This is a genomic window from Pseudomonas sp. Ors-4-3C, from assembly GCF_055755035.1.
This window is the reverse complement of record NZ_CM146900.1, coordinates 1,047,904-1,060,544: the sequence shown is the minus strand read 5'-3', so window position 1 is coordinate 1,060,544 and position 12,641 is coordinate 1,047,904. Positions and strand designations below refer to the sequence as shown.

The window sequence follows — 12,641 nt, the reverse complement described above, 5'->3', positions numbered from 1 at the left end:
TATAACTGCAAGGTCTTTTTTGATCGAACGACTTTTTCCTACTGCCAGTGAGGTTGCCATGACTGTTACCGTCAATACCGTCTCCGCCGAAGGTTTTCGTCACACCGTAAAGATCGATGACCACGAATTGTTTGCCGACGTACCGAAGTCTGCCGGCGGCGAAGGCTCGGCACCCGAGCCACACGACTACTTCGACGCCGCACTCGGTGCCTGCAAGGCCCTGACCCTGAAGATGTACGCAAAGAAGAAAGACATCCCGCTGACCGGCGTGGGTGTCGAGGTCAAACGCGACAACAGCGAAGAGCAGAAAGGCAAATACGTTCTGCACGTGACGCTCACCCTTAAAGGCGTCCTCACCGATGCCCAGCGTGAAGAACTGCTGCGCGTCGCCGATCGCTGCCCGATCCACAAACTGATGACTACCACCGACGTCAGCATCGAAACCCACGCCCCACAGGGCTTCGACAGCCAGTAATCTCCCTCATGCCAGCGGCGGGTTATGCTTCTGGCATCACCCGCTCAGCCTGGAATGCACCATGGATACGCAACCACTGATCATCCGCCCGCGCGCCGAAGACGTCGAAGGCCAGCCGATCCTGCGCCCGCTGCCGTCAGCCAAATGTCGCAGCGTCGGGCCTTTCGTGTTTTTCGACCACATGCTCGAGACGGTTTATCCGACGGGCAAAGGCATGAACATCCGACAGCATCCGCACATTGGTCTGTCGACCCTGACCTACCTGTTCGAAGGACAGATACAGCACAAGGACAGCCTTGGCTCCGATCAGGTGGTCAGCGCTGGCGATGTCAGCTGGATGACCGCCGGCAGTGCGATTGCCCACGTCGAGCGCACGCCCGAGCCGTTGTGGGAGCAAAGCTTCACGATGCACGGCCTGCAGATCTGGCTGGCCTCGCCCAAGGATCACGAGCAAGGCCCCGGACATTACAGCCATCACCCGGCGGCAACCCTGCCGGTCAGCGATAACCTTGGCGTGCAGATTCGGATGATCGCCGGGTCAGGCTTTTGCCTGGAATCGCCGGTGCCGGTGCTTTCTCCTACGCTGTACGCGGAAGTGAAGATGCAGACCGCGACCACTTTGCTGATTCCGACCGAGCATGCGGAACGCGCGATTTATGTGTTGAGTGGGGAGGCACAGTTGAATGGCGAGCCCCTCGAACCCCATGCGCTGGCGGTGTTGCCGGCCGGGGAACAGATGAGCCTGTTCGCCGAGAGCGATGTGCACGCGGTGGTGTTCGGCGGCGCGCCGCTGGACGGGCCACGGCGAATCAACTGGAATTTTGTTGCGAGCGATCCGGCGACGATTGATGAGGCGCGGCGCAAATGGGCGGCCGGGGATTGGCCGACGGTGCCGGGGGAAGTTGAGCGAATCGAACTGCCCTGAGTATTGGGTCGCTGGTTAGTAAGCCTTCGCGAGCAAGCCCGCTCCCACAGGGGAATTGTGGTGTGCATGAGTTCTGAGTACACACCACAATTCCCCTGTGGGAGCGGGCTTGCTCGCGAAGAGGCCAGTACAGGCGCCGAAAAAATCAGCCTTGGAACACTTCTTCCAGCAAGTCATGCATCGACTTGAACGCACGCGTGGCGGTCTTCGCGTCGTACATCATCTTGCCTGGCACATTGGCATGCGGATCGGTGAACGAGTGCACCGCACCGCCGTAGCTGAGCAACTGCCAATCGACCTTCGCCGCGTTCATCTCATCTTCAAACGCCGGCAGTTGCTCTTTCGGCACCAACGGGTCGGAGGCACCGTGCAACACCAGAACCGAGCCCTTGATGTTCTGCGCATCGGCCGGGTTCGGCGAGTCGAGCGTGCCGTGGAACGATACGACGGCCTTCACTGGCGCACCGGTACGCGCCAGATCCAGTGCACAGCAACCACCGAAGCAGAACCCGAACACCGCCAGTTTCGAGGTATCGACCGCCGCTTCACCCTGCGTCTGCAATTGCTCGAACGCCGCTTGCATGCGCTTGCGCAGCAGAGCGCGATCATTTTTCAGCGGCATCATCGCCGCACCGGCCTGATCACCGTTCTGCGGACGCACAGCCTGGCCGTACACGTCAGCAATCAACACCACGTAGCCCTTGGCCGCGACCGACTTGGCGATCTCCTCGGCACCGGCGCTGACGCCCATCCAGTTCGGCGCCATCAACAGGCCCGGGCGCGCGCCCTTGTGCTCGGCGTCGAACGCCAGACGACCTTCATAAGGCTGGCCATCCAGCTGATAGACCACGGAACGTACAGTGACTTGGCTCATTTCTGACTCCTGAATGTTAAACACCAGAATGAAAAAACCCGCCGAAGCGGGTTTTTCTGCAACGTGATTAAACCGACAGTTCAACCAGCAGCTTGTTCAGACGGCGCACATAAGCGGCCGGGTCTTTCAAGCTGTCGCCGGCAGCCAGGGCTGCCTGATCGAAGAGGATGTGCGACAGGTCGCCAAAACGCTCTTCGTTCTGCTCGCCGTCGAGTTTCTCGATCAGCGGGTGGCTCGGGTTGAATTCGAAGATCGGCTTCGAGTCCGGCACTTTCTGCCCGCTGGCTTCGAGGATCTGGCGCATTTGCAGGCCCAGGTCCTGTTCGCCGATCGCCAGAATGGCTGGCGAATCGGTCAGACGGTGAGAGACGCGAACCTCGGCAACGGAATCGCCCAGCGCGGTTTTCAGGCGCTCGACCAGACCTTCTTTGGACTTGGCGACTTCTTCTGCAGCTTTCTTGTCCTCTTCCGAGTCTAGGTTGCCCAGATCGAGGTCACCGCGTGCCACGTCGACAAAGGTCTTGCCGTCGAATTCGCTGAGGTAGCTCATCAGCCACTCGTCGATACGGTCGGTCAGCAGCAGCACTTCGATGCCTTTCTTGCGGAAGACTTCCAGGTGCGGGCTGTTCTTGACCTGCGCGTAGGTTTCGCCGGTGAGGTAGTAGATCTTGTCCTGACCTTCCTTGGCGCGCGCCAGGTAGTCAGCCAGACCGACAACTTGCTCGCCGTCGTCGCCTTGGGTCGATGCGAAACGCAGCAGACCGGCAATTTTTTCCTTGTTGGCGAAATCTTCTGCCGGGCCTTCTTTCATGACCTGACCGAAGTTTTTCCAGAAGCCCTTGTATTGCTCAGGCTCGTTCTTCGCCAGTTTTTCCAGCATGTCCAGCACGCGCTTGGTCAGCGCCGACTTCATCGAGTCGATGATCGGGTCTTTCTGCAGGATTTCCCGCGACACGTTCAGCGACAGGTCGTTGGAATCGACCACGCCTTTGATGAAGCGCAGGTACAGCGGCAGGAACGACTCGGCCTGATCCATCACGAACACGCGCTGCACGTAGAGCTTCAGGCCTTTCGGCGCTTCACGCTGGTACAGATCGAACGGCGCGCGGGCCGGCACGTACAGCAGCGAGCTGTACTCGAGCTTGCCTTCGACCTTGTTGTGGCTCCAGGCCAGCGGGTTTTCGAAGTCGTGAGCGATGTGCTTGTAGAACTCCTGGTATTCCTCGTCCTTCACTTCAGTGCGCGGACGGGTCCACAGGGCGCTGGCGCGGTTGACGGTTTCCCATTCAACGGCTGGCTTCTCTTCACCTTCGGTGGCAGTGACTTCTTTCGGCAGCTCGATCGGCAGCGCGATGTGGTCGGAGTATTTCTTGATGATGTTGCGCAGGCGCCAGCCATCGGCGAACTCGTCTTCAGCGGCTTTCAGGTGCAGGACGATGCGGGTGCCGCGCTCTGGCTTGTCGATGGTGGCGACTTCGAACTCGCCCTCGCCTTTCGACGACCAGTGCACGCCTTCGCTGGCAGGAGTGCCGGCACGACGGCTGTACACGTCAACTTTGTCGGCAACGATGAAGGCCGAGTAGAAACCGACACCGAACTGGCCGATCAGGTGCGAATCTTTCTTCTGATCGCCCGAGAGATTCTTCATGAAATCGGCGGTGCCCGACTTGGCGATGGTCCCCAGGTGGGTGATCACATCGTCACGGTTCATGCCGATACCGTTGTCTTCGAGCGTGACGGTCTTGGCGTCCTTGTCGAAGCTCACACGGATTTTCAGTTCAGCGCCACCTTCGAGCAACTCAGGCTTGGCCAGGGCTTCGAAGCGCAGCTTGTCGACAGCGTCAGAGGCGTTCGAGATCAATTCGCGAAGGAAGATTTCCTTGTTGGAATACAGCGAATGGATCATGAGGTGCAGCAGCTGCTTTACCTCGGTCTGGAAGCCCAGGGTTTCCTTTTGAGTTTCCACACTCATGGTCATCAAACTCCAATCAGATGGCATTGGCCGTGACCCAGATGGTCGGCGGCGGGTTGTTCACTGAGTTGGGGGCAGCGTTCAGGATTTCAAGGGCTCATCAATTTTGAAGTGTGCACGGGCGGTGGCAATCGGTTCGCTCTCGGTACTTTGCCAGGCGGTGATGGCGACGTTGGCCACGCGCCGGCCCTGGCGGCAGACCTGACATTTTGCCCAAGTGTCGCGAAACTGCCCGGCACGCAGGTAATCCAGGGAAAAGTCGATGATCTTCGGCACCCCGGGCGAACCGGTGAAGATCAGCAAATGCAACGCGGCTGCCAGTTCCATGAACCCGGCAATCACCCCGCCATGGATTGCCGGCAATAAAGGGTTACCAATGTTGTCCTTGTTCGCCGGCAGCTTGAACAGCAACTCATCACCGACCCGAGAGCATTCGACGCCGATCAATCCGGCGTAAGGAATGATCTGCAGCAGCGGCGCGTAGTCACCCTGAGCGTGAGCCTGCTGCAGTTGTTGCTTCCAGTCATCGCTCATCGGCTTTCTCCTTTGATCTTGCCGCCAAATCCCTGGGTGCCCTTCAGACCCTTGCCCATGCGCATGAAGGTACCGACGACGTGAGCGATGGGTTGCTGCGGGTCGTCCTGATAGGCAAAGCCGCGGGCGAAGATTACGTCGGTGGTGACTCGGTAACACTGGGCAAAGCCGTAGACATCCTTGTTCGGTTCGGCGGCGTGCATGTAGTCGATGCGCAGGTCCAGGGTCGGGCAGACTTCGAATTCCGGCAGCACGCACAACGTGGACATGCCACACGCCGTGTCCATCAGCGAGGTAATGGCACCGCCGTGGATGACCCCGGTCTGCGGATTGCCGACGATTTGCGCGCTGTACGGCAGCTTTACCGTCAGCCCTTCGCTGCTGGCGCTGTGCACCGTCAAACCGAGCACCTGACAATGACGCAGGGCCGAGAGAAATCGCGTTGCGCGCTCAAAAACGGGGTTTTCAGCCATTTGATAATTACTCTCGTCAGAGCCTTGTGCCAGTAGTAGGAAATAACGCAAAAGTTCCACTGAAAAACAAATTATATATCTGAAAGAAATGAGGAACTTAACGTTGGGGGCAACGTTCTTAAGGCCAGTAGTTATTTTCCATAAGGAGAAACACCCCATGCGTAAGACTTTAGCTATTGCCTTGATGTTGACCGCTTCCCTCGGTCTCGCTGCCTGCGATAAAAAATCCGAGGACAAAGCTCAAGATGCCAACCAACATGCTGAACAAGCTCAGCAGAAAATGAACGAAGCTCAGGATAAAGTGAACGACGCAGCGAAAGAAAACGCTGAAGCCGCCAAAGATCAGGCTGAATCGAATCAGGCTGCTCAGGAAGAAGCTGCCAAGAAGCAATAATTGCGACTTGATGCAGAAAAAGAAAACCCGCCAAGTGCGGGTTTTCTTTTGCCTGTAATTTTTCGCTAGTGCCGCTTAGAGCAAGACGGTTCTAAAAGTCGGACTAATCATCAGCAACAAAGAACATATCAGGCCGACCAGCCAGACCAGGCTGCGCAAGGATGGTTTATCAGCCAGGTACAACCACAAGTAGAGAATCCGTGCGATCACGAAGATGATCGCCAGAGCATCGATCAACCAGCCTTGTGTCTGCGTGGTGTGCGCCATCAGCACACCGACGGCAAACAGGATGAACGCTTCGATGCTGTTCTGGTGCGCCGCCAGTGCCCGCGCGCCATAGCCAGTCAGTTGCGCCTGTTGCTGGCGCGGCAGATGGTTGTTGTAACCGCCCTGCTCTTTCATGGCCTTGCCCACCGGCATACGCGCGATGTAAATCAACACTGCACTGATAAACACACACCAGAACGGAATACTCATCAAGCGGCCTCTTTATTGGTTTCGGGCAACGGCGCCTCTGTAGGGGTATAGACCATCACGTCGAGAACGTCGGAATGAAACTCGCGGCGATACAACACCAGCACGACTCCAGCACTCATCAACATGAACAACCATGGGCTGACAAACCAGGCCAGCATGCTCATGCCGAAGTAATAAGAGCGCAGGCCAAAGTTGAACTGGTTGGCCGCCATCGAAATCACCCGCGCCGCCCGCAGTGCGAATGCCTTGCGCTCCTGCTCCGAAACCTGACGCTCACCGATCATCGGCGCTGAACCGACCAGCACCGCCGCAAAGTTGTACTGACGCATGCACCAGCTGAACGTGAAGAACGCATAGACGAACACCAGCGCCAGGCACAGCAACTTGATCTCCGACATACCCTGCGACGCCTGCTGCACCATCGGGATGTCCGCCAGCAACGACACTGCACGCTCGGACGCACCGAGCACGGTGAGAATACCGGCGAGGATGATCAGGGTACTGGAGGCGAAGAACGAGGCGTTGCGCTCCAGATTGCCGATCACGCTGGCGTCGGCGATACGGTTGTCACGCAGCAGCATGCGGCGCATCCAGTCTTCGCGGTACAGGTGCAACACGCTGGCGAGGCATGCGGTGTCGCGGGCCTTCCAGGACGCATAGCGGGTGTAGCCGCCCCAGCAGATGACGAACCAGAGCGCGGCCAGCAGATGGATCAGGTTGGCTTGGATGAACGACATTCGTTTTCCTGTGAAGTGTGGATGCATTACCTGTGGGAGTGAGCCTGCTCGCGATTGGGTGGCACATCCGGCATTGATCTGACAGACACGACGCCATCGCGAGCAGGCTCACTCCTACATAAAATCCGTGCAGTGCTTCGACGTTAGCTCGCGAAAAAAGACACTGCCTGACACCCATAAAAAATGCCCCGTATCGATTGATACGGGGCATTTCTGTTTAAGCGCTGAAGACCCGCTTGTGGCGGGTCAGGCAACGTCAGGCAACGGCTTCGCTGCGCTTGCCCAGCAGGCGATCGCAAACCACGGCGACCACCAGGGTCATCACGCATGGCACCAGCCACGCCAGGCCCTGCTCGCTCAGCGGAAGGTGCGACAGCTGCGACGGCATCCAGTCAGCCAGACCGGCGCCCTTGAGGGCGTCGATAGTGCCGAACAGGAACGACACCAGCATCACCGGGCCGAGGATCCGACCGTGTTCATGCCAGAAGTCCTTGCAGAAGCTCAGGGCCACCAGAACGATGCACGGCGGGTAGATCGCGGTCAGCACCGGGATCGAGAACGCGATCAGCTTGGTCAGGCCCAGGTTCGACACCAGCAGCGAGAACGCAGCGAGGATGATCACCAGGGTCTTGTAGGACAGTGGCAGCACGCGGCTGAAGTATTCAGCGCAGGCACAAGTCAGACCGACCGCCGTCACCAGGCACGCCAGCGAGATCAGCACCGCGAGGAAACCGCTGCCCAGCGAACCGAAGGTGTGCTGCACGTAAGCGTGCAATACCGCCGCGCCGTTGGTGGCACCCGCCGCGACTTCATGGCTGCCGGAACCGAGGCGGAACAGGCTGATGTACACCAGCGCCAGGCCGACACCGGCGATGAGGCCGGCAATGATCGCGTAACGCGTGATCAGCGCAGGCGACTCGACGCCACGGGAGCGGATCGCGTTGACGATGACGATACCGAACACCAGCGCGCCGAGGGTATCCATGGTCAGGTAACCATTGATGAAGCCCTGGGAGAACGGTGCCGCGACGTATTCAGGCGTGGCCTGACCGATATCACCGGCCGGCAAGGCGAACGCGGCGATGCCGAGTACCGCCAGGGCGATGATTTTCAGCGGCGCGAGGAAACGCCCAACGGTATCGAGCAGACGCCCCGGATACAGCGAGATGAAGAACACCAGCAGGAAGTACACCGAGCTGTAGAGGAACAGCGCCAGCGGGCTTTCGCCGGTCAGTGGCGCCAGACCCACTTCGAACGACACGGTCGCGGTTCGCGGGGTGGCGAACAGCGGGCCGACCGCCAGGTAGCACGCCGCGGCGAGCACACCGCCGGCGATCTTGCCGATCGGGCTGCTCAGCGCATCCATCGCACCACCGACCTTGGCCAGGGCGACGACGGTGACCACCGGCAGACCGACTGCCGTGATCAGAAAGCCCAGCGCCGCCATCCAGACGTCAGGTCCGGACTGCAGGCCGACGATAGGCGGGAAAATGATGTTGCCGGCCCCGACGAACAGGGCAAATGTCATAAAGCCCAGTGCCAGGATGTCCTGACCTTTCAAAACTTTCATTAAGGAAATACCACACTACTGAATCGGAATTTAGAGGGGGATTTCCCTGTGGGGTTAGGGAAATGCTGTCAGTCCGTATAAGACTGACCCGTTTAGCGCGTTGCATGCCTTGTGGGCGGCAGACGCAAAAATGGCTGCTAGCCTAACGAATTTGTCTGACAAACGCACTGTTTGAGGGCGAACTATCCGATACACGACGTGTCTGTGTCGCGTTTACGCATTTATTTTTCCTGCGGAGCACTCCGTGGCGAGGGAGCTTGCTCCCGCTCGACTGCGCAGCAGGCGCAAATCCCGAAAACACTCATGAATCCGAAGATTGCATTAGGGCCGCTTCGCAGCCCAGCGGGAGCAAGCTCCCTCGCCACAAGAATCCACTCAAATACCCATATGCCAGAAACAACAAAGGCCACCCGAAGGTGGCCTTTGTCTGGTGAAGCGTCAGTCAAGCGCGAGGCTTACTTGACGGCCCAACCGGTCAGCTCGGCCAGGGCCTTGCCGATGTCTGCCAGCGAACGCACGGTTTTTACGCCTGCGTCTTGCAGCGCAGCGAATTTCTCGTCTGCAGTGCCTTTGCCGCCAGAGATGATTGCGCCAGCATGGCCCATGCGCTTGCCCGGAGGAGCAGTCACACCAGCGATGTAGGAAACAACCGGCTTGGTCACGTGTGCCTTGATGTAGGCAGCCGCTTCTTCTTCAGCCGAACCGCCGATCTCGCCGATCATCACGATCGCTTCGGTCTTCGGGTCTTCCTGGAACAGCTTCAGGATGTCGATGAAGTTCGAACCCGGGATCGGGTCACCACCGATGCCGACGCAAGTCGACTGACCGAAACCGGCGTCAGTGGTCTGCTTCACAGCTTCGTAGGTCAGGGTGCCGGAACGCGAAACGATACCGACCTTGCCTGGCAAGTGAATGTGACCTGGCATGATGCCGATCTTGCATTCGCCTGGGGTGATCACGCCTGGGCAGTTAGGGCCGATCAGGGTAACACCCAGCTCGTCGCACTTAACTTTGGCGTCCAGCATGTCCAGGGTAGGAATGCCTTCGGTGATGCAGACGATCAGCTTGATGCCGCCGAACGCTGCTTCCAGGATCGAGTCCTTGCAGAAAGGAGCCGGAACGTAGATCACGCTGGCGGTAGCGCCAGTGGCAGCAACTGCGTCTTTAACGGTGTTGAACACTGGCAGACCCAGGTGCTCGGTGCCGCCTTTGCCCGGAGTTACGCCGCCAACCATCTTGGTGCCGTATTCGATGGCTTGCTGGGTGTGGAAACTACCTTGCGAACCGGTAATACCCTGGCAGATAACTTTGGTGTCTTTATTGATCAGGACGCTCATTATTTGCCCTCCGCAGCTTTGACAACTTGTTGAGCAGCGTCGGTCAGGCTGGTAGCAGCGATGATGTTCAAACCGCTTTCTGCCAGTACTTTAGCGCCCAGCTCAGCGTTGTTGCCTTCAAGGCGAACAACAACCGGGATTTTCACGCCGACTTCTTTCACAGCGCCGATGATGCCTTCGGCAATCATGTCGCAGCGAACGATGCCGCCGAAGATGTTGACCAGTACTGCAGCGACGTTGGTGTCGGACAGGATGATCTTGAAGGCTTCGGTCACGCGCTCTTTGGTAGCACCACCACCTACGTCGAGGAAGTTGGCTGGCTTGCCGCCGTGCAGGTTGACGATGTCCATGGTACCCATGGCCAGGCCGGCACCGTTGACCATGCAGCCGATGTTGCCTTCCAGCGCTACGTAGTTCAGTTCGAACTTGGCAGCGTGCGCTTCGCGCGGATCGTCTTGCGACGGATCGTGGAAAGTCTTCAGCTTAGGCTGACGGTACATGGCGTTGGCGTCGATGTTGATCTTGGCGTCCAGGCAGTGCAGATCGCCGTCAGCCTTGATCACCAGCGGGTTCACTTCCAGCAGGGCCAGATCGTGATCCTGGAACAGTTTGGCCAGACCTACGAAGATCTTGGCGAACTGGGCAACTTGCTTGCCTTCCAGACCCAGTTGGAACGCCAGCTCGCGACCCTGGAACGGCTGAGCGCCAACCAGTGGATCGATAGTGGCTTTCAGAATTTTTTCTGGAGTGTCGTGAGCGATTTTCTCGATGTCCACGCCACCTTCGGTGGAAGCCATGAACACGATGCGACGGCTCGAACGGTCAACGACAGCGCCCAGGTACAGCTCTTTAGCGATATCAGTGCACGATTCAACCAGGATCTTGGTGACTGGCTGACCATTGGCGTCAGTCTGGTAAGTCACCAGACGCTTGCCCAGCCACTGCTGTGCGAAGGCCTTGGCGTCTTCTTTGTTGCGAACCAGCTTGACGCCGCCCGCTTTACCGCGACCACCGGCGTGGACCTGGGCTTTGACAACCCACTCGCTGCCGCCGATTTTGTCGCAAGCTTCTGCTGCTGCTTCCGGGGTGTCTACTGCGTAACCAGTGGAAACTGGCAGGCCGTATTCAGCGAACAGCTGCTTACCCTGATACTCGTGAAGATTCATGCTTTTTACCGTCTTCGTTAGGTACTGCGCATTCGGCGCTGCGCTCTTGATGAGTGCCGCGCCACCTGTGACTGCTGCTTGCGTAGCCTTTCCGGATACCCGGTGCAGCTACGCAAGACTGCGTCCAGCGGACATTCCGCGGTGAGACTTGCTCGCAAGGCTCACGACGGGCCGTTACCGCCGTGGTTTCTTATTGTCTTAACGCTTCTTGCGGTTGGCGATGTGGATGGCGCCGCCATTCACAGCCAGAGCAGCTTCGTGCAAGGCTTCAGACAGGGTCGGATGGGAGAAAACCATCATGCCCAGGTCTTCAGCGCTGGTGCCGAATTCCATACCGATCGCGCCCTGCTGAACCAGTTCTGCAGCGCTTGGGCCAATCACGTGCACGCCCAATACGCGGTCAGTCTTGGCATCAGCGATGACCTTGACGAAACCACCGGTATCGTTGGCGGCCATGGCACGGCCGGAAGCGGCGAACGGGAAGGTGCCGACGTTAACTTCAACGCCTTCGGCTTTCAAGGCCTGCTCGGTTTTGCCAACCCACGCGATTTCCGGGTGAGTATAAATAACCGAAGGGATCAGGTCATAGTTCATCTGGGCTTTGTGGCCCTTGATGCGCTCGACAACCATGATGCCCTCTTCCGAGGCTTTGTGAGCCAGCATCATGCCGCGAACCACGTCACCGATAGCGTAAACGCCCGGTACGGTGGTAGCACAGTGATCGTCAACGTGCACGAAACCGCGCTCGTCCAGGGTCACGCCGCTGTCGGCAGCCAGCAGATCAGTGGTCACCGGACGGCGACCAACGGCTACGATCAGCTTGTCGAAAGTGATGGTCTGTTCGCCGTTGGCATCGGTGTAGTTAACAACGACTTCGTCGCCGTTGACTTTGGAACCGGTGACGCGAGCGCCCAGCTTGATGTCCAGACCCTGCTTGGTCAGGGTTTTCAGCGCTTCCTTGGAAACGGCGGTGTCCGCTGCCATCAGGAACGTGTCCAGAGCTTCCAGGACAGTCACTTCTGCACCCAGACGCGACCAGACCGAGCCCAGCTCCAGACCGATCACGCCAGCGCCGATCACGCCCAGACGTTTAGGTACGGATTGGAATTCCAGAGCGCCAGTCGAATCGACGATGACTTTCTGATCGACCGGAGCCGGTGGAATGTCGATCGGACGCGAACCTGGCGCCAGGATGACGTTTTCGGCTTCGATGACTTCAACCGAGCCGTCCGGCTTGGTGACTTCGACTTTCTTGCCAGCCAGCAGCTTGCCGTGGCCCTGAATCGAAGTAACGCCGTTGGCCTTGAACAGGGTGGCAACGCCGCCGGTCAGGTTCTTGACGATGCCAGCCTTGCGGCCAACCATCGCAGCGACGTCCATTTTGACTTCGCCGGTCGAGATACCGTGAACGTTGAAGCTCTCTTTGGCTTCCTTGTACTTCCAGGAGCTGTCCAGCAGCGCCTTGGACGGAATGCAGCCGACGTTCAGGCAAGTACCGCCGAGGGCCTGCTTGCCTTCAGCGTCGGTGTACTTCTCGATGCAGGCAGTGGTGAGACCCAGCTGCGCGGCCTTGATGGCAGCAACATAGCCGCCAGGGCCGGCACCGATCACTACTACGTCAAATTTCTGCGACATTCAAAAAATCCTCTTGAGCGAAAAGCTTCAAGCCGCGCGCTGCGGGCCGCACCGCCGTTTCCGACGGTACGC

Annotated in this window: 13 protein-coding genes; 3 read left to right on the top strand and 10 right to left on the bottom strand. The window is 58.6% G+C overall.

Features of this window, described 5'->3' with window-relative positions:
• Positions 1–58: 58 nt before the first annotated feature.
• A complete protein-coding gene (locus tag ACVHNU_RS04940; protein ID WP_003223035.1) occupies positions 59–475 on the top strand; it encodes an OsmC family protein in 417 nt (138 codons plus the stop codon).
• A gap of 61 nt (positions 476–536) precedes the next feature.
• Positions 537–1,400 (top strand): pirin family protein, encoded by an 864-nt coding sequence (locus ACVHNU_RS04935; RefSeq protein WP_473019125.1) that lies wholly within the window; start codon positions 537–539, stop codon positions 1,398–1,400.
• Between the two features lie 145 nt (positions 1,401–1,545).
• Here the strand turns inward: ACVHNU_RS04935 and ACVHNU_RS04930 are convergent, their stop codons facing one another.
• The 4 genes from ACVHNU_RS04930 to ACVHNU_RS04915 all read right to left on the bottom strand — a co-directional run bounded on the left by ACVHNU_RS04930 (position 1,546) and on the right by ACVHNU_RS04915 (position 5,253).
• Entirely contained in the window at positions 1,546–2,274 is a 729-nt protein-coding gene (locus tag ACVHNU_RS04930; RefSeq protein ID WP_473019123.1) for a dienelactone hydrolase family protein, read from the bottom strand.
• 67 nt (positions 2,275–2,341) lie between these two features.
• Positions 2,342–4,246 (bottom strand): molecular chaperone HtpG, encoded by a 1,905-nt coding sequence (gene htpG, locus ACVHNU_RS04925; protein ID WP_473019122.1) that lies wholly within the window; start codon positions 4,244–4,246, stop codon positions 2,342–2,344.
• An 81-nt stretch (positions 4,247–4,327) separates the two neighbouring features.
• Positions 4,328–4,780, bottom strand: a complete 453-nt coding sequence (locus ACVHNU_RS04920; RefSeq protein ID WP_003223029.1) for a PaaI family thioesterase — start codon at positions 4,778–4,780, stop codon at positions 4,328–4,330.
• Positions 4,777–5,253: a PaaI family thioesterase gene (locus tag ACVHNU_RS04915; RefSeq protein WP_103521563.1), complete on the bottom strand. Its 477-nt coding sequence runs from the start codon at positions 5,251–5,253 to the stop codon at positions 4,777–4,779. The genes ACVHNU_RS04920 and ACVHNU_RS04915 overlap by 4 nt, the downstream gene beginning before the upstream one ends.
• 157 nt (positions 5,254–5,410) lie before the next feature.
• Here ACVHNU_RS04915 and ACVHNU_RS04910 point away from each other — a divergent pair, with 157 nt between their 5' ends.
• Entirely contained in the window at positions 5,411–5,647 is a 237-nt protein-coding gene (locus tag ACVHNU_RS04910) for a hypothetical protein (protein WP_003223025.1), read from the top strand.
• 75 nt (positions 5,648–5,722) lie between these two features.
• On the opposite strand, the gene ACVHNU_RS04905 is transcribed toward ACVHNU_RS04910, so the two are convergent.
• The 6 genes from ACVHNU_RS04905 to lpdA all read right to left on the bottom strand — a co-directional run bounded on the left by ACVHNU_RS04905 (position 5,723) and on the right by lpdA (position 12,569).
• Entirely contained in the window at positions 5,723–6,124 is a 402-nt protein-coding gene (locus tag ACVHNU_RS04905) for an MAPEG family protein (RefSeq protein ID WP_473019121.1), read from the bottom strand.
• The gene (locus tag ACVHNU_RS04900) at positions 6,124–6,861 is read right to left on the bottom strand and encodes a DUF599 domain-containing protein (RefSeq protein ID WP_003223022.1); all 738 of its coding nucleotides are present in this window, start codon (positions 6,859–6,861) and stop codon (positions 6,124–6,126) included. Before ACVHNU_RS04900 ends, ACVHNU_RS04905 begins: the two co-directional genes overlap by 1 nt.
• A 256-nt stretch (positions 6,862–7,117) precedes the next feature.
• Complete coding sequence (brnQ, locus tag ACVHNU_RS04895) at positions 7,118–8,431, bottom strand: branched-chain amino acid transport system II carrier protein (RefSeq protein WP_003223020.1); 1,314 nt, start codon at positions 8,429–8,431, stop codon at positions 7,118–7,120.
• 455 nt (positions 8,432–8,886) lie between these two features.
• Positions 8,887–9,768, bottom strand: a complete 882-nt coding sequence (sucD, locus tag ACVHNU_RS04890) for a succinate--CoA ligase subunit alpha (protein ID WP_003223019.1) — start codon at positions 9,766–9,768, stop codon at positions 8,887–8,889.
• Positions 9,768–10,934, bottom strand: coding sequence for an ADP-forming succinate--CoA ligase subunit beta (gene sucC, locus ACVHNU_RS04885; RefSeq protein ID WP_003223015.1), 1,167 nt, complete (start codon positions 10,932–10,934; stop codon positions 9,768–9,770). Before sucC ends, sucD begins: the two co-directional genes overlap by 1 nt.
• Positions 10,935–11,132: 198 nt before the next feature.
• Positions 11,133–12,569, bottom strand: a complete 1,437-nt coding sequence (lpdA, locus tag ACVHNU_RS04880; RefSeq protein ID WP_003223013.1) for a dihydrolipoyl dehydrogenase — start codon at positions 12,567–12,569, stop codon at positions 11,133–11,135.
• Positions 12,570–12,641 lie beyond the last annotated feature (72 nt).